The organism is Campylobacter concisus (genome assembly GCF_015679985.1).
Taxonomy (GTDB): Bacteria; Campylobacterota; Campylobacteria; order Campylobacterales; family Campylobacteraceae; genus Campylobacter_A; species Campylobacter_A concisus_AC.
Genome location: NZ_CP049239.1, coordinates 1,615,834 through 1,632,310, shown reverse-complemented (window position 1 = coordinate 1,632,310; position 16,477 = coordinate 1,615,834). Strand labels below are relative to the sequence as shown.

Genomic DNA, 16,477 nt, shown 5'->3' with positions numbered 1-16,477 from the left:
TTTTATTTTTATTGCTCCCCTTATTTCTCTTTGCATTTTCAGCTAAAGTCATAAAAATATCTGACGGCGACACGATCACGGTGCTAAGCGGCAAAGAGCAAACAAAGGTAAGGCTATACGGTATTGACGCTCCAGAGAAAAAGCAAGACTACGGACAAAAATCAAAACAATTTTTAGCCCGCCTGATCGCAGGACAAGTGGTAGAAGTAGAGCCAAAAGGCAAGGATAGATATAACCGCACGCTAGGCATTATTTACTATAAAGGGCAGGATATAAACGCCCAAATGGTACTAAACGGCTATGCTTGGGCTTATGTAAAATACTCAAGAATATATGTAGATCAAGAGAAAACAGCGCGTGAGAACAAGCATGGGCTTTGGCAGAGTAGTAATCCTACTCCGCCGTGGGTTTTTAGAAAACAATAATACTAATTTTATTATAATAACTAATTTACTAAACAAAGGAGACTATATGGCTTGTCAAAGAGAACATAGACACAACGACGAATTTACTTTGTTGCCAAACGATCAAGGTGGAGACGGCCGCCACAAATGCGCGGGGTGTGCATACGAGGCTGGGCTTGAAGCAGGAAGGCAGTTGCAGACATCTTTAAATATTAATTTTGATGATCTAGAAGAAAGTCAAGCTGGAACCGTAAGACACAAGAGCCCTCACGCAGCATTTGCTTTGGGCTATTTAAGGGGCGTTTTTGAACATTACAATGAGAGTTGGCCCTTTTGACTAAAAATTTATATTCGCCCAAGCTATAAATTGGGCGAGGCTCATAACTTGAATTATTTTATTGTTGTTTTCGTTTTGGTATCGCCTATTATCGACGGCAGAATTTAGCCACTCAAGTGCACCAGTTTTATATCCATTACCATCAACCAAAATAATAATGTGGCTCTCCGGCATTGTCTCGATACAGTTCAAATAAAGATATGGAAATTTTTCATCAACACTGCCTGCTGCTTGTTGCCATTTGCACTCTATTCTTATCTCTATATTTCTAGAGGCGCTTTTTAATAAAAACTCCGTATTCCCCTGATGTCCATAAATGGTGTTATATGGGACGTTTTTTAAAAGTAGCTCGCCCCCATATAGAGATGGTGACTTTTGCCACTCTCTATACATTGCCACCTGAAAGCCTTTAGTAGTCATGGTTGATATAACAGCTTGCTCCAAAACATTACCAGAGCTATTGGCAGCGTTACCTTGTGTTCTACCTGGCATGATACACCGCCAAAACTTCCCCAGCTCTACTTCTTTTTTCGCCAATACATGAAATATACCTTTGCACCTCAAACTCCTCTATTAGATTAGCTCCACTATAAAGGTTTTGCGAGAACTCGTTATTATGGTTTGAGATAATAACTCTTACCCCTTTTTCTCTCAAATTTTGAGCCATTTTCATAAGGTCTATTTGATCCTGCTCGCCAAAACCTCCCTGTGCGTAAGACGTAAAGCTTGACGTTTTAGACAGCGGAATGTAGGGGGGATCGCAATATACGACATCGCCCTTTTTTGCACTCACCATAGTTTTTCTAAAATCTTGACATAAAAATTTAGCTTTTTTTAGTTTATTTTTAAAATCAATCATTTCATTTTCAGGAAAATACGGCGTCTTGTATCTACCAAAAGGTACGTTAAAACTGCCCTTGCTATTATATCTACACAGTCCGTTAAACCCATGTCTATTTAAATAAATAAAAAGTGCTGATTTTAATCTTTGGTCTTTAGTGGAGTTAAATTCTTCCCTAAGCTCATAAAACTTTTCTTGCGTATTGTTCTCTGTAATAAAGAAAGATTTTGAGTATTCAATAAAGTCATTATCGGCTATCAGTGTTTTGTAAAGCGTTATCAAGTCGTTATTTACGTCGGAGATGACATAGCTTTTTGCGTCCACATTTAAAGATATTGCACAACTGCCAGCAAATGGCTCTATAAATCTATTTTCACAATCTATATATTTTTTAACAATATCTTTTATCTGACTCTTGTTACCTGCCCATTTTAAAAAAGTCTTCATAATCTCCTCCATAACGTAATAGCATTATAACACAAATATTTTTAGCAATTAAATTCCAGCCTATTTTTAAAATTACATAACTTTAAGTAATATTTTAAATAACATTAAGTTATCTTTAATATAACCTTTTGGAATATTCTCTTCCCGCCATGGGTGTGGAGAAAATTAAGATAAATTGTTGGTATTGTTTTTTAATATTTGTTGTCCTATTGGGGTGTTAATTGGCACAAGAGTTTTAGCTCCACACACTGGACAAACATTTTCTTTTTTCCCTATTAGAAAATAAACGATCAAGCCCAATCCCATACTAATAAATATAAAAATTATCCAAAACCATCCCATCGAATACTTTCTTTTAAAATGTGCACCTGTTCTTGAATGGCAAGTGGTGCAAATATAATCTCCACTGTTATTGCCATTTGTCTGATCCGCTATGCTTGTTTCTTTCTTTTTAAATAAAATTTTTAAAATTAAAAAAAATAAAATAACCCCCAATATTACCTGTATATTCTCAAGTACACTGTGAAGCTCTTTATTTGTCAAATCGCTACCTGCCCCAAATAGTGCTATTTGTGTTGTGAGCAATAATAAAGCTAATATTCTTTTCATGTAATCTCCCTAAAAAATTTAACAAAAATTATACCACAAAATATATTTTAAAAAGTATAGTTATACTATTCTATTTTATATAAATTTAAGGATAGTTATACTATACTTCTCTCATCGAAACGAAAAGTAGATAGGCTTCAAGCGTAAGCTGACAGAGTGAGCCTCCTGCGAGTTTTGCAGGTCAATCACGTTTCAATCTGAAGCGGATATAGCGAGCCGAAACGTCGCTATTCGGTGCCAGCCCTGATTTAGGATAGTTTTTCACAGGGTTATTAATAAAACGAAAAAGTCTATTTTTATATGGCGGACGTATGTTAAGTGGCATAAACTCTTGGACGTCCATAAAACGAGATTTTGGAACGCAGGTTCGACTCCTGCCGTCCGCCGCCACCGTATCTTAAATCAAGCCCCGCAGTCTCCTTTGTCGATAGATTTTGCAAATACTAATATTCATCTTAGCGGGGTTTGCTTTAGGATACAAACCAAAGGAGAAAAAATGACAATCGAGGAGCTAGAGCAGGTTTTATCAAGCGTGAAAGCCTTGATAAAGGCAAAAAAAGACTACGAAAAACTAAGTGACAAATGCTCAAAAATAGACTTTAGAGAGGTCTCTAGATCGCAAAGAGCTAGGTCAAACGAAAGGCTAGGCGACGCGGCCTTTGACGTGAAAGTCAAAACAGACAACCTGCACGCCGACCTAGTCGATGCTGGCTTATGCGAAATGAAAGAACGTTACGAGCAAAGAGAGTTAGGACAAAGTGCAGGCTTAGGACATATATACCGCGCTGCGTATTTGCCAAAAGTACCAAAGAGATACAAGGAGCTACAAAAATGAAAAAGCTAATCAAGTTTTTTAGGGTGCTTTTTAGCAATGGCGGCGAGATCAAAAACATCGCCTATTTAAATATCAAAAGGGGTTAAAAATGAGTTTGAGCTACGATCTAGCACGTGCCGAAAGCGACGTAAAAAATATAAATCTTGAGCAAGAATACGACGAGCTAATAAGTGATATTTTGGCAGTTTATAACCGCTACGATGATACGTTTAAAAACGCTCTTTTTGAGAATACTGGAGCGATAATCGACTTATTAATAGAAAGATGTAGCCAAGACTTTTTCGCTTATGCTGCTTTGGTCTATGTGCTATGCGTTGAAGTTGGTCTAAGCAATGAAGCCTTTTTAGGCTATACGACTACTTATAAGCAAACACTTAAAAAACTACGAGAGGAGGCTGAAAGAGATGCGATACTCCACACTAAAGAGGCTTGTTGAGTTCTACGGCAAGCCAAATATGACTGTAGGTGAGTTTTTAGAAATTATAAAAGGACTTAACAATGCTAACAAATAAACAATACCACGCACGCCCTGAAATATCAAAGAGCGACCTCGACCTACTTGCACGTAGCCCACTTCACTTAAAAATGAAAAATGAGCTTAGGAGCGAGCCTACAAAGGCTTTGCTTTTAGGCTCTGCGGTGCATAAGCTAGTATTAGAGCCAAAAGATTTTTCAAATGAATTTTGCGTAGAGCCTGATGTTGATAAACGCACCAAAGAGGGCAAGGCAATTTATAACGACTTTTTAGAAAATTTAGGCGATAAAACCTCGCTTGATATTGATACTTTTGACTCAGCCGTAGAAATAGCAAACTCGGTTAATTCTATGCGTGAAACAGCTATATTTTTAAAAGATGGGCTAGCCGAACAAAGCTATTTTAGTGAGATAAACGGCGTAGCGGTTAAATGTCGCCCTGATTTCTACAATGAGAAACTGGGTGCAGTAATTGATCTAAAAACAACTTCTGACGCTTCGGCTAGTGGCTTTGCTAGATCGGTAGCTAGTTTTAATTATCACATACAAGCAGCGTTTTACAGCGATATTTTAAGAAGCTTAGGCAAAGAAGTAAACTATTTCTTATTTATTGCCGTTGAAACAAAAGCCCCTTATTTTGTAGGCTTTTATGAGCTTGATACTGCAGCAATAGAACAAGGTCGAAAAGCGTATCTTGAATTACTAGAGCTTTACAAATATTGCAAAGAACGTGACGAGTGGTGGGGCTATGCAAAAAAAGACGGCGACAAGATAGAGGCAGTGCAAACTTTGAGCTTGCCAGCGTGGAAATTTTACGAACAGATAGCATAAATTTGAAAGGATAAAAAAATGAAAGTAAAAGCAAGTTTTAGAGGCATTGAGATAGAAACAGACGTTGAGCCCGTGAATGATGGCTACTTTAATTTAGATTTTGACGGCGCGTATCTAATGGAGATTTTTTACGACGGTAAAGAATTTGCGCCTACGGGCAGAATAATGGACGGATGGGAAAACAGTGGCGTGCCTTTTATAGATAGCGAAGTAAAAATTGAAAGGATAGACAAATGAACCAAATACAACAAACTAAACCCCAAAGCCCGGCAAAGAATTTCAACAACCTGATGGCGAAATTCGCCGAGCAAAAGATGAGCGAGATAGTAGCCCTTAGCGGTGGCAGCAAAGTCAAGGCGGATAAATTCGTAACCGATTTAACCCTGCTTGGAATGGATAAGAATATTTTAGAGTGCGAGCCCATATCGGTCTTTAGCGTCGCGCTAAAAATCGCACAGGTAGGTCTATCTATCGTAAAAGAGCAAAAGCAAGCCTACATCGTGCCTTTTTCCGAAAGAGGCGTCAAAAAGGCTCAGCTGCAAATAGGCTACATCGGCTGGCGAATTTTAGCAAAGCGCGCAGGCTACGACATAGACGCCGAGCTAGTTTATGAATGCGATAAATTCGAATATACGGTCGATGAAAACGGCAAGAAATTTATATTTGAAGCCAATCTAAAAGACCGCAACGAAACAGACGCCGCATGGATAAATGAAAATCTGCTTGGCGCTATGGTGTGGGCTAGAGATAAGAACGGCATAACCAGAGATTTTATCAGCGCAAAGAAGCTAAACCAGCTAAAAAATACCAATCAGTCCGTAAAAGCGGGCAAATTCTCGGCGTGGACGAACTGGAGCGAGGAGATGTATAAGGCAAAAGCCATTAAATACATCGCCTCAAAATTGCCGACCGACGATTTTATGCTAATGAGTGCGGTAAATGCAGAAAACGAGGCCTACAAAGAACAGCCTAAATCTGAAGCTCCTGCAGCGCAAAACCTAAACGAGCTTTTGAGTAGTGCGGAAAAACCGAACAGCTCAGTTGGTGCAAAAAATTCACAAACTGAATACATCGAAGCCGCGCCCCTTGAAGTTGAAATCGCAACTGTAAAAGAAAATTTGACAGTTGAGCCAATGCCTCACGATCTACTACAAAGCGAGCTAATAAAACGAGGTGCTAGTGAAACAGAGGCTGAAAAATTAGTTGAGAGGTTAAGCATTGATGATGCTACTGCCTATCTAAACGACCCAAGCAGTATAGACAATTTAATAGAAAATTTAAAGGATAACTAATGAATGTAGGCTATTTTAAAAATCAAACTTTTAAAGCTCAAGACGGCAAAGAAGTAAAATTTATAGGGGGCATGATAAATATCCCCTTTTTACGCCCTATTGAGTGTGGGCTGATCCCAACTCCTGATGAGGAGCTAGCTAAAAATCAAAACGCACCAATATATAAAATCGTGCTTTTTAAGCCTAAAAAATACGAGGGGGCAAGGCAAGTTATAGGCGGTATATGGAACGCGGTAAGTAATGACGGAAAGATAAATTATTTTAAAGGGCATATAGAAACGCCTCTAGTAGCTGGCGGACGTGTTTATCTAGCATTATTTAGCCCAAAAGAGCCTAATGGGTTAATGTTTGAAGCTACGTGGAGTGCGCCAAAGAGGAATAATAACTCCCACACGCCACAAGCTAGCGAGAGTGAAAGCGATGAAATAGATGTGAGCCAATATTGCGATAGCGATGAAATACCATTTTAAGGGGTGGTAATGACTTATGGCGAAGCGATTATGAGCGCAAAAGATAAGATGAAGCTAGTAAAAGGCACGTTTAAGATAGGCGTGCCACTGCCGCAGCGGTTAAATTACGAAAGTGCGATGAAATACTACTGCGAAAAGTTAGATCGCTACTGGCTTAGCAAAATCGAGCTAAGCCCAGCCTCTAAATTTTCAAAGCAAGAGGTGCTACAAATACTAAAAGGCAAAAATCTAAACGGAGCGAGTGATGACAACGGCTGAGATAAAAGACGCTGCTATTTTCGTTATGGCGTATAGCTTTTTAAAAATGGATAGCACTGAGGAACTAGGACTATTTATCAATAAAAAAGCGAGCAAATTTATTGATGAGCTAATAGAAGCTATGACGCCAATAGTAGGACACTATCACGCTTTTAAAAGGCGGATAGAAACTCAGATAAACGCTTTGGATAACAAGGCATGCATTGCCAAGCAAAACTTTAGCACGACAGCGCCACAGCTAGCCTGCGATCTACTTTATTTGCGTTTAGCACCAAATGAACGCAAAGGGCAAAGATTAGCGCCGATACTAGCTGATTTTTATGCGGTGAATAAAGACAAAATAGCCTATATATCAAACAAGAGTTGTGATACGAAATACCGTAAAGAGGCAGAGGATAGCCAAACGCTGGCTTATTTTTATATTGAGAATATTTGAAAGGGTTGATAATGTTTTGGCGAAAAACGGACAAAGAGAAATTAATAGGGCTTTTGGAATGGTTTTTAAGCCATGATTGGCAATTTACCAAAATAGATTATAGAAAATTAAAACAATTAAATACCTTTCTTTTAAGATTTGATATAGATCCGGTATGGGTAAATTTTTCTCAGTATGACTGGTTTTATCTAAAAAACGCTGAGAGAGAAAGGCTGCTTGAAACATATAAAAAGCTAAAGGATGAACAATGAAAGAGCTTCTAAGAGAAGTTTGCTACTCGCTGGTGGCTTTTGACAAAACCTCTCCGCTAGCAAACTGCACCATAGCGATACTTTCCTTTGTGGGTAGTTTAACATTTCTATTTACTGCAATGTTTTACCTCACTAACGGGGTTATATTTTGGCGAGGGGTACACGTGATAGCGTTGTCTTTGTTGTTAGCAACGGCAATACTATTTATTGATGCATATATTAGGAAAAATGCAGAACATAAAAACACTAAAAATTAAAGGATATATGATGAAAAAGATAACACTAGAAGAAAAGATAGAAGTTATTAGGGCTTTTTCTGAGGGTAAGCCTGTGGAAGGTTGTAACAAAGAAGTAGGTCTATGGGAAGATAAAGTATATGACATTTGGGATTTTGATGATTGCAAATATAGGATAAAGCCTGAAGCAACTACTAAGTTTAAGTCCGGAGATGTCCTATTAGCCAAAGAAGACGAGTATCAATCTAATCCTGCTCGCTTTGAAATCAGTAATATTAAACAAGGATGTTACTGCTTTAAGGATTATATGGATAAACCTATTAATGACATAGACAGAGACTACGTTAATGAGCGAGATGTCCTATGGTACTTTGAAACTTATGATATTTCTGCTAAAACCTATGCTATGACTTTTACTAGAAAGAATATAACTGAAGCAGATAAAGAGTTTGCACCATATAAAAACTCAATGAAGTGGCAGCCTATGTATTCTCTTGGATTTAAACTAAAGGAAAGCTAATGGTGAGAAATATTAAGTATAAACTCTATTACCCAAGCTACAAGAAAGTGTTTAGAATAACAAATATAGCTTTCAGCAAAGAAGGGATTATAGATGCTGTTGCCATACCAATGAAAGATGTCTTACCAGAATACTATGGGAATACTGATTGCGTTCTCGTCCTTTATCCTAAGGATAAGATTGAACTACTAGAGTTTACTGGACACTATGATATTGAAGGTAAAGAGATATATTCAGGATATATAGTCAGCTTTGCAGCTTCTAACAAGAACTACATAGGTGTAGTTGAATGGAGCAATCAGTCAGCTAGTTTTCTTGTTAAAGCTAAAGACCATTATGGAGAGTATTTAAACGAAATCAATGAAATATTAGTAATAGGCAACATCTATGAAAACAAGGAGCTATTAGATGAGTAGCCCAGAAAGAGAAAAACACTTAGCAGCCCTTGCAAACCTAGAAGCGTTTTGCGAGGCTCACAATGAAAAGATAAATTTAGTTGAGCGAATACAAGCTCTTTTATTTAAATGCGACGTCCGCTATTTACGGCACGCTTTGCGAGATTTGAAAGATTATATTAAGGAGAGGAAATGAGCGATACATTTATTACGCGCGATGAAGCCTTAAAAGAGTTAGGCATATCTGCACGATCACTTTATGACAAAGTAAAACAAGGTGCAATAATCGCCAACAAAATAAACTCCAGAGTAATTTATTACTCCCTAAAATCTATACGTGCCTACAAATCAGGCAAAACCGCCCAAGTTATCTAAATAATCACTCCACCACTGCATAAGCTTAGCTCTCGCTTTTAGGTTTTTGGCGTGATTGTATGCGTCCTTAACCTTGTTACTCTCAACGTGTGCTAGGCAAAGCTCAATAACATCACTATTACAGCCGTGCTTATCTATGTTTTCGTTGGCGATCGTGCTAAAAGTCGCCCTAAAGCCGTGCGGCGTTACCATATCTTTGTTAAAGCCTAAATTTCTAAGCATTATGCGGATAGTATTGTCACTTAGTGGAGAAATGTTTGATTTTATGGACGGAAAAATTAACTCACTTTTTAACGGCAGGCACTCACGATATGTTTTTAATAGGTTGATTACACTTTTGCTTAAAAACACTTCGTGGGGCTTTGCCATTTTCATCTCGTCTGCTGGGATACGCCAAAGGCAATTTTCAAAATCTATCTGCGACCACTTGGCATTCCTAGCGTTTTGCCCTCTTACTGCGGTATATAGTTGAAATATCGCACACGTTTTTACTCTTATGTCTCCAAAATAATCTCTTATCGCCATTAATACGGCTCTTATCTCATCATCATTTTTTAAGTATGCAAAATGTTTCACTTCTCTACGCCCTAGTAGAGTTTTTTTGTCAATATCCGCTATTATGTTGTGATCTACATACTCGTGCAATAGAGCATATTTGAAAAAGCCGTTTAATATGCTTAGCACTCTATCGGCTGTTTCTAGTTTTTCATCCTCTAGTAGTGGGCTAATGGCAAATATTATGTCTTTTCTGCTTATCTCCTTTATGTCCATTTCGCCAAGTTTTGGCAATAACAACGTCTCAAACCGCCTTTTCATCCAAAACTGCTGCTTCTCACTCAACTTACTTTTTGTTTTATACCACGCTTCAAATACTGCTTTAAATTTTGTTTTTTCTACTGTTTGTGTTAGGCTCTCGCCTTGATTGAGTTTTAATCTTAGCTCACTTCTTTTATCTCTTGCCTCGCTTAGGCTCATTTCATCATATTTACCCAGTGTTAGGCGGTGGCGCTTGCTATTTTCTCGAAACTCATATATGAAAAATTTTGTGCCGTTTGGCATTATTTTAATTAGCAGATTATCGCCGTCGCTGACAAAATATGGCTTCTCTTTTGCTTTGAGATTTTTAAACTGCGTGATCGTGAGTTGGCGTGATAGTTTAGGCGTTTTATACCCCTTTGGCTGACTATTTTTATTTTTTTAGCTACTTTTTTAAAGGCAATCAGCCAAAAGTCAGCTAAAAAGTCTTTGCTATTACTTGCTTTTTATTTCTTTTTATTGCCGTAAGTTTATGAGATAATGCTTTAAATTATTGTTAAAATCGAGATTTTATTGCTGTAACTTGCTTATTAATTCTGTGTGTTTCTTAATATGGTGGCGGGTAGAGAGAGATTCGAACTCTCGGTGAGTTGCCCCACACACGCGTTCCAGGCGTGCTCCTTAAACCGCTCGGACATCTACCCAAGATGAAGGTGATTATATCTTTATTTGCTTAATGCTTGGCTTTTAGAGCTTTAGTCCCAAGATAACGACATCTTTATACTCGCCGTCCATCATGCAAACGCCAGGCAGTTCGCCCCATTTTTCAAAGCCAAATTTTAAAAATATCCTAGGACTTGCTTTATTCTCAATAAATATTAAAGTGATGATATTCTTTAAATTTAGCTCTCTAGTTTCATTTAGGCTGTGGGCTAAAAGCTGTTTGCCGATACCCCATTTAAGAGCCTTTTTAGCGACATAGATGCTTATCTCTACGCTTATATCGTAAGCGACTTTTGGATTAAAGTCACTCAGTAAGCAGTAGCCTAAAATTTTATCATTTTCTTTATAGAGAAAGATTTGGCGAGAGTTATTATTGGCTTTAAACCAAGACCCTTGCTAACTAGCCGAATATCAGCAGTCGTAGTTTTTTAAAATGTACTAGTTATAAATTTTGAGCAACCATCAAGATCGCTCAAATTTTTTTGAAGCCTAGCATTTTTTGGCTGCTTGATAGATCGGCTCAAGCTTTGCTGCGATCTCTTTTAAGTCCTTGATCCTGCTCTCATTTGATGGGTGAGTGCTTAAAATTTCAGGCACCTTTCCGCCACTCATCTTGCTCATTTTTACCCAGACTTCGACCGCTTCTTTTGGATCGTATCCAGCTCTTGCCATTAGCTCAGTACCGATGTGATCAGCCTCGGTCTCATGCGAGCGAGAAAACGGTAGAGATATGGTGTATTCGCTAGCTAAATTTAGAGCATTAGCTCCAAGATCGCCAAGGCCAGTAGCTGTAGCTATTGCAAAGATACCTATGCTTTTCATCTGATCAGCACTTGCTTGCTCCCTGCTGTGCTCTCTAAGCGCGTGGGCAATCTCGTGACCCATGACCGCTGCTAGCTGCGCATCTGTTAAATTTAGCCTTTTTATGATGCCACTATAAACGACTATCCTTCCCCCTGGCATACACCAAGCATTTAGCGTATCTTCGTTAATAACATTTACTTGCCACTTCCATTTTAGAGCATCATCCCTAAAAATACCAGTTTGAGCGATAAGCCTTTTAGCGATATCTTGAACTCTTTTTGTAAGGATCGGATCAACATTTAGCTCGCCTTTACTTCTAGCAGCTGTTAGCGTCTTGACGTAGGCTTGGGCTGAGCTTTGCTCCATAGCTTCTGATGAGACTAGCATAAATTGCTTACGATCAGCACCAACAACGCCTGCTTTTGTAACGCTTGAGCAGCCAGTGAAGAGCAAACTAGTCGCTAACAATGTAAGTAGAAATTTTTTCATTTTTATCCTTTTTGGACTAAAATTTTGCGTATTATAGCCTGAGTTGGATATGTATTGTTAAACGAGGGGAGAAAATTAATTTTTGTGATATCAAAAATAGTAATTTGCTTTTTTGCAAATTTTAAAATCTCATTCACTCGCAAGAATTGACTACTAAAATTTGGCTTCGCTTATAGCTTAGCTCAAATTTTAGAGCCGAAATTACTCGTTCATGAAATTTTAAAATTTGCCCGAATTTGCATCGCATGAATTCAAAATTTAGACGCTATATTCTAAATTTAACCCCTACGCCTTATAGTTTATATTTCTCTCAAATTCTCTCAAACGTTTATTTACAGATCTTAGCTCTGTTATCGTCGTCCAGTTGTCGATAAAGACGCTAAAACTCTCTCTAACTTGAGAAAAAGCGTTGCTAGCTTGTATAAGCACACCAAGCGTTATAACGCCGCTAAATAGGCCATTTCCCATGATGACATAAGGTACAATGACAAGAATTTGTGAAAAAGAGATGAGCCAAAGGTTAAAGTAGCCGTAGTGCAAAAATAGTTTGTAATAATTTAACTTTACACCCGTAAAAAGCTCTAGCATGACGTTTGGCTGGCAAAATTTAGACTTATCATCTTCGCCGTAAACCAGCTCTTTTCTAAATGCCGCTTCTGCTTTTTGGTTGTTATACTCGATATGTGGGAGTTTAATGCCCACAAACCACGAAATAATTAAGCCACCGATGCTAATTATTAAAGCGATATAAACAAGCGAGCCTTCGATATCTTTGATGTAAGGCAAACTCACGCTCTTGCTTAGCTCCCAAAGTACTGGTATAAAGGCAATTAGCGTCATGATCGCCCTTAAAACCTGCACGCCAAGGCTTTCCATTATTTTGGCAAAGCGGTAGACATCTTCTTGGATACGCTGTGAGCTGCCCTCGATGTCACTTTTGCAGTTTTGCCAAAATTTTAGATATCTAAACGTCATCGCCTCTCTCCAGCGAAAGACCCAGTGGCTAGCAAAAAACGAGATAACAGTGTAAGTCACGACATAAGGCATAGCGATTTTTATAAAGTTAAAAATTTCTCGCCAAAACTCACTTACATTATGATCTTTTGAGTTTTGCACGATGTCGTAGAAATTTTTATACCACTCGTTTATACGGACATTTAGGTGTGTTTGATAAACAAGAAGCAAGATGATAAATATCGCTCCGCCATAAGCCCAGAGTGCCCATTTTTTATCTTTAAAAAATGATGAAAACATAAAGTGCCTTTTGTAAATTTTGGCGAATTATAGCAAGCAATATTAAGCATTTATATAAAATTTAAATGCGAGCTATATCATTTTGCAAATTTTACGTAAAGGAAAATGATGAAGAAATTAGCATTTTTGGCTCTTGGCTTTTTTGCAACACTTGCGTTCGCGGCTGATATGAAGGTCTATAAAAGCCCAACTTGTGGATGTTGTACTAGCTGGGGTGAGGCGATGCAGAAGGCTGGATTTAGCGAAGAGGTCATAAAAGTAGATGATATAGCTAAAGTTAAGAAAGAATTTAACGTGCCGCTAGAGCTTTCAAGCTGCCATACAGCAATCATCGATGGATATATCATAGAAGGTCATGTTCCAGCCGATGAGGTAAAGCGCCTACTAGAGCTTAAGCCAAAAGATGTAGTTGGTATCGCAGTACCTGGCATGCCGATGGAGAGTCAAGGCATGGAACAAGGCAGTAAAGCCGAGCAATACGATGTTATTTTATTTAAAAAAGATGGCTCACAAGAAATTTTTGCCACTTATATTGGCACAAAAAAACTAAGATAACTTCAAAAATTTTTAAATTTAGCTTATTTTTTGGTGAGCTAAATTTAAAAAGAAATTCCCTTACTTACGGCTATGATACAAAGTAAAAATGTTAGCGGAACGTAGATAAATTTGCCTACAAAATACCAAAAATTACCATAAGATTTATTTGCTCCAGAATTTATCTCGTCTAAAATTTCATCTTTTTTAATAATCCAAAACCAAGAAATAGCACCGATTACCGCGCCGATTGGAATGATATAGATCGATACAAAGTCCATCCAAGGCCCCCAACTGCTAATAGGCTCCATAAACGCTCCTATGCCAAAGCAAACTGCACAAAGTAGCGTGAGTGTCCAAAATCTACTAAGAAACGGAAATTTATGCATTAGTGACTCAGCCACGACCTCAAACATATTTTGAAGTGAAGTGATACCACCAAAGATAACAGCTGTAAATAAAATAATGGCAAAAATTTGTCCACCGATCATATTTTGTAAAATTTTTGGAAGCGTTACAAAAAGTAGCTTTGGACCTTCGGCTGGATCCATAACATAGGCAAAGACCGCTGGGATCATAACAAGAGCGGCCACAAGAGCCGCAATAGTATCAAAAAAGGCCGTAGTTTTAGCACTTTCAACGATATCTTCATCTTTTGAAAGGTAAGCCCCATAAACTATCATGCCAGAACCCGTGATAGAGAGCGAGAAAAAGGCTTGACCCATCGCAGAAACCCATACCATCGGGTCCGCAAGCTTACTAAAGTCAGGAATAAAAAGGAATTTATACCCATCAAATGCATTTGGCAGCATCGCAACATTTATAGCCAAGATGCTAAACAATACGAAAAACAGTGGCATCATTATTTGATTTGTTTTTTCGATACTTTTTGCCCCAAAAAATAGTGTAAGAAGCGTGCCAACAACGATAATAAAATGATAAGGTAAGACTGAGTAGTCTTGAAGTGCAAATGAGTTAAACCAAACGTTCGTATCAACGCTCATAAATGAGCCAGTAAGTGCCTGAGTAAGGGCTTTTAGCACGTAGGCGATGATAACTGCGTAGCCGATGGCTATACAAAGTGAACCAGCAAGTGGAAGCCAACCAATAATACTACCAAATACGCCTAATTTTCTACTTTGCCAAGCATATTTATATGATCCAAGCGTACCAGTTTTTGCACGTCTGCCAATCGCATACTCCGCACTTAGACCAACGTATGAAAAAAGAGCTATAAAAAAAACATAGATGAGTAAAAACGCTGCACCGCCATTTGTGCCAAGTTTGTAAGGAAAGCCCCAGACATTTGCCATGCCAACTGCTGATCCAACACAGGCCAATATAAATGCCCAGCGCGATGAAAAATTCTTTTTGCTCATTGTAAAATCCATAAATTTAGTGATGAAAATAATGTTATCAAAATATGATTTAAGAAGTTTTTATAAATCTTAAATTTAAGAAATATTGTTACTTTTGGGCGTGGCTAATTTGACCGCTAAATATAAATTCGCTATAATCAGGCAAAAATTTTTAACTCTTAAGGATCATAATTGAACCCCAGTAGCGATAATTCGCTTTTAATGGTAATACTTGCCATTGTATTCATTTTACTAAATGCCTTTTTTGTTTTATCAGAATTTTCTCTTGTTAAAGTTCGTAAGTCTAGACTTGAAGAGCTTATCAAAGAGAAAAAGCCAAACGCTCAGCTTGCTTTTGAGATGTCAAACAAGCTTGATACCTATCTTAGTGCCACTCAGCTTGGCATCACACTAAGCTCACTTGCTCTTGGTTGGATCGGTGAGCCAGCGGTTGCAAGACTTATAGAAGCTCCACTTAAAAATTTCTTCAACTTTAGTGATATCTTAGTTCATACGGTTGGTTTTGCGATCGCATTTACGCTTATCACACTACTTCATGTTGTAATGGGCGAGCTTGTGCCAAAGTCAGTTGCTATCGCAAAGGCTGAGACTTCAGTGTTAAAAATCGCTCGTCCACTTCACTTTTTCTGGGTACTATTTTCGCCTGTAATTAAGCTTTTTGATATTTTAGCGACCATTGGACTTAAAATTTTAGGTATCCAGCCAGCTAAAGAGAATGAACTAGCCCACTCTGAAGAAGAGATAAAAATCATCGTTGGTGAGAGCTTAAAGGGCGGCGTGCTTGATAGCTTTGAGACTGAGATCATTAAAAATGCAGTTGATTTTAGTGACACAGTCGCAAAAGAGATCATGACGCCAAGGCGCGATATGATCTGTATAAATAAACAAAAGAGCTTTGAAGAGAATTTACAAGTTGTATTTGAGTCAAAATACACTCGCTTTCCTTATATAGACGGCTCAAAAGATATCATTTTGGGCATGATACACATTAGAGATATTTTGCAACTTCACTTTAGTAAAGACAAAGAAAAGAGTTTTGACTCAATTGTTCGTAAATTTGTCATCGTGCCTGAGAGCCTTTCTATTTCAAAAGTGCTTGTAATGATGAATAAAGAGCAAATTTCAGCGGCACTCGTAGTCGATGAGTATGGCGGAACAGCCGGACTTCTTACGATGGAAGATATAATGGAAGAGGTGCTTGGTGATTTTAATGACGAGCACGATGAAGTCGATCAACACTATAAAAAGATAAATGACAATATTTATGAATTTCAAGGCAGATATGATCTAGAGAGCGTTGAAGAGGTTCTTGGTATAAGCTTTGACGAAGAGACAGATCAAGTTACAATCGGTGGATATGTCTTCAACTTAATCGGTCGTTTGCCAGTTGTAGGCGATAAGATCGAGGACGAAAACTGCTACTACGAAGTAAGAAAGATGGATGGAGCTAGCATATCACGAGTCAAAGTTAGAAAAAAGATAAAAAATGAAGAGGAGAGCATTCAATCTTAAATTTATATATTTATG

The 16,477-nt window shown here is 38.0% G+C and carries 25 protein-coding genes, 2 tRNA genes and 1 pseudogene; 19 read left to right on the top strand and 9 right to left on the bottom strand.

Features of this window, described 5'->3' with window-relative positions:
* Positions 1–11: 11 nt before the first annotated feature.
* Together G5B98_RS08255 and G5B98_RS08250 are read left to right on the top strand one after the other, a co-directional pair.
* Entirely contained in the window at positions 12–425 is a 414-nt protein-coding gene (locus G5B98_RS08255) for a thermonuclease family protein (protein ID WP_232524580.1), read from the top strand.
* Between the two features lie 46 nt (positions 426–471).
* The gene (locus G5B98_RS08250) at positions 472–741 is read left to right on the top strand and encodes a hypothetical protein (RefSeq protein ID WP_196086638.1); all 270 of its coding nucleotides are present in this window, start codon (positions 472–474) and stop codon (positions 739–741) included.
* Here the strand turns inward: G5B98_RS08250 and G5B98_RS08245 are convergent, their stop codons facing one another.
* The 3 genes from G5B98_RS08245 to G5B98_RS08235 form a co-directional block, all read right to left on the bottom strand.
* Positions 742–1,233 (bottom strand): PD-(D/E)XK nuclease superfamily protein, encoded by a 492-nt coding sequence (locus tag G5B98_RS08245; protein WP_196086637.1) that lies wholly within the window; start codon positions 1,231–1,233, stop codon positions 742–744.
* Positions 1,223–2,029 carry a DNA adenine methylase gene (locus tag G5B98_RS08240; RefSeq protein ID WP_196086636.1) on the bottom strand — a complete coding sequence of 269 codons (807 nt, stop codon included), beginning with the start codon at positions 2,027–2,029 and terminating at the stop codon, positions 1,223–1,225. The genes G5B98_RS08245 and G5B98_RS08240 overlap by 11 nt, the downstream gene beginning before the upstream one ends.
* A 165-nt stretch (positions 2,030–2,194) precedes the next feature.
* Positions 2,195–2,638, bottom strand: coding sequence for a hypothetical protein (locus G5B98_RS08235; RefSeq protein ID WP_196086635.1), 444 nt, complete (start codon positions 2,636–2,638; stop codon positions 2,195–2,197).
* A gap of 303 nt (positions 2,639–2,941) precedes the next feature.
* Between G5B98_RS08235 and G5B98_RS08230 the strand changes: the two genes are divergently transcribed.
* The 15 genes from G5B98_RS08230 (at position 2,942) to G5B98_RS08160 (ending at position 9,011) form a co-directional block, all read left to right on the top strand.
* Positions 2,942–3,024: transfer RNA gene (locus G5B98_RS08230), tRNA-Tyr, on the top strand.
* A gap of 110 nt (positions 3,025–3,134) precedes the next feature.
* Positions 3,135–3,473 carry a hypothetical protein gene (locus G5B98_RS08225; protein WP_196086634.1) on the top strand — a complete coding sequence of 113 codons (339 nt, stop codon included), beginning with the start codon at positions 3,135–3,137 and terminating at the stop codon, positions 3,471–3,473.
* Between the two features lie 88 nt (positions 3,474–3,561).
* On the top strand, positions 3,562–3,909 hold the full coding sequence (locus tag G5B98_RS08220) for a hypothetical protein (RefSeq protein WP_196086633.1): 348 nt from the start codon (positions 3,562–3,564) through the stop codon (positions 3,907–3,909).
* A 62-nt stretch (positions 3,910–3,971) separates the two neighbouring features.
* Complete coding sequence (locus G5B98_RS08215) at positions 3,972–4,778, top strand: PD-(D/E)XK nuclease-like domain-containing protein (RefSeq protein ID WP_196086632.1); 807 nt, start codon at positions 3,972–3,974, stop codon at positions 4,776–4,778.
* 18 nt (positions 4,779–4,796) lie between these two features.
* On the top strand, positions 4,797–5,015 hold the full coding sequence (locus G5B98_RS08210) for a hypothetical protein (protein WP_196086631.1): 219 nt from the start codon (positions 4,797–4,799) through the stop codon (positions 5,013–5,015).
* Positions 5,012–6,070: a RecT family recombinase gene (locus G5B98_RS08205; protein WP_196086630.1), complete on the top strand. Its 1,059-nt coding sequence runs from the start codon at positions 5,012–5,014 to the stop codon at positions 6,068–6,070. The genes G5B98_RS08210 and G5B98_RS08205 overlap by 4 nt, the downstream gene beginning before the upstream one ends.
* Entirely contained in the window at positions 6,070–6,540 is a 471-nt protein-coding gene (locus tag G5B98_RS08200) for a DUF736 family protein (protein WP_196086629.1), read from the top strand. The genes G5B98_RS08205 and G5B98_RS08200 overlap by 1 nt, the downstream gene beginning before the upstream one ends.
* A gap of 9 nt (positions 6,541–6,549) precedes the next feature.
* Complete coding sequence (locus G5B98_RS08195) at positions 6,550–6,798, top strand: hypothetical protein (RefSeq protein WP_196086628.1); 249 nt, start codon at positions 6,550–6,552, stop codon at positions 6,796–6,798.
* A complete protein-coding gene (locus tag G5B98_RS08190; RefSeq protein WP_196086627.1) occupies positions 6,785–7,234 on the top strand; it encodes a hypothetical protein in 450 nt (149 codons plus the stop codon). Before G5B98_RS08195 ends, G5B98_RS08190 begins: the two co-directional genes overlap by 14 nt.
* Positions 7,235–7,245: 11 nt before the next feature.
* Positions 7,246–7,485: a hypothetical protein gene (locus tag G5B98_RS08185; RefSeq protein WP_196086626.1), complete on the top strand. Its 240-nt coding sequence runs from the start codon at positions 7,246–7,248 to the stop codon at positions 7,483–7,485.
* A complete protein-coding gene (locus G5B98_RS08180) occupies positions 7,482–7,742 on the top strand; it encodes a hypothetical protein (protein WP_196086625.1) in 261 nt (86 codons plus the stop codon). Before G5B98_RS08185 ends, G5B98_RS08180 begins: the two co-directional genes overlap by 4 nt.
* 10 nt (positions 7,743–7,752) lie before the next feature.
* A complete protein-coding gene (locus G5B98_RS08175) occupies positions 7,753–8,241 on the top strand; it encodes a hypothetical protein (protein ID WP_196086624.1) in 489 nt (162 codons plus the stop codon).
* Entirely contained in the window at positions 8,241–8,657 is a 417-nt protein-coding gene (locus G5B98_RS08170) for a YopX family protein (RefSeq protein WP_085658556.1), read from the top strand. The genes G5B98_RS08175 and G5B98_RS08170 overlap by 1 nt, the downstream gene beginning before the upstream one ends.
* A complete protein-coding gene (locus tag G5B98_RS08165; protein WP_103569168.1) occupies positions 8,650–8,832 on the top strand; it encodes a hypothetical protein in 183 nt (60 codons plus the stop codon). Before G5B98_RS08170 ends, G5B98_RS08165 begins: the two co-directional genes overlap by 8 nt.
* Positions 8,829–9,011 (top strand): helix-turn-helix transcriptional regulator, encoded by a 183-nt coding sequence (locus tag G5B98_RS08160; RefSeq protein ID WP_196086623.1) that lies wholly within the window; start codon positions 8,829–8,831, stop codon positions 9,009–9,011. The genes G5B98_RS08165 and G5B98_RS08160 overlap by 4 nt, the downstream gene beginning before the upstream one ends.
* Here the strand turns inward: G5B98_RS08160 and G5B98_RS08155 are convergent.
* From G5B98_RS08155 to G5B98_RS08135, 5 genes and pseudogenes are all read right to left on the bottom strand, one after another.
* Complete coding sequence (locus G5B98_RS08155) at positions 8,985–10,148, bottom strand: tyrosine-type recombinase/integrase (protein WP_196087368.1); 1,164 nt, start codon at positions 10,146–10,148, stop codon at positions 8,985–8,987. The two genes, G5B98_RS08160 and G5B98_RS08155, sit on opposite strands and share 27 nt — an antisense overlap.
* Before the next feature lie 235 nt (positions 10,149–10,383).
* A tRNA-Ser gene (locus G5B98_RS08150) sits at positions 10,384–10,471 on the bottom strand.
* A 43-nt stretch (positions 10,472–10,514) separates the two neighbouring features.
* A pseudogene (locus G5B98_RS09495) lies at positions 10,515–10,850 on the bottom strand (GNAT family N-acetyltransferase); the annotation flags it as partial.
* A gap of 129 nt (positions 10,851–10,979) precedes the next feature.
* Entirely contained in the window at positions 10,980–11,783 is an 804-nt protein-coding gene (locus G5B98_RS08140) for a M48 family metallopeptidase (protein WP_196086622.1), read from the bottom strand.
* A gap of 285 nt (positions 11,784–12,068) precedes the next feature.
* Positions 12,069–13,037, bottom strand: coding sequence for a putative transporter (locus tag G5B98_RS08135; protein WP_107770862.1), 969 nt, complete (start codon positions 13,035–13,037; stop codon positions 12,069–12,071).
* A 108-nt stretch (positions 13,038–13,145) separates the two neighbouring features.
* Between G5B98_RS08135 and G5B98_RS08130 the strand changes: the two genes are divergently transcribed.
* On the top strand, positions 13,146–13,592 hold the full coding sequence (locus tag G5B98_RS08130) for a DUF411 domain-containing protein (RefSeq protein ID WP_054197245.1): 447 nt from the start codon (positions 13,146–13,148) through the stop codon (positions 13,590–13,592).
* Between the two features lie 44 nt (positions 13,593–13,636).
* Here G5B98_RS08130 and G5B98_RS08125 read toward each other — a convergent pair whose 3' ends face one another.
* The gene (locus G5B98_RS08125) at positions 13,637–14,950 is read right to left on the bottom strand and encodes a sodium-dependent transporter (RefSeq protein ID WP_196086621.1); all 1,314 of its coding nucleotides are present in this window, start codon (positions 14,948–14,950) and stop codon (positions 13,637–13,639) included.
* Positions 14,951–15,151: 201 nt separating this feature from the next.
* Between G5B98_RS08125 and G5B98_RS08120 the strand changes: the two genes are divergently transcribed.
* Entirely contained in the window at positions 15,152–16,462 is a 1,311-nt protein-coding gene (locus G5B98_RS08120) for a hemolysin family protein (RefSeq protein ID WP_223154647.1), read from the top strand.
* Positions 16,463–16,477: the final 15 nt, after the last annotated feature.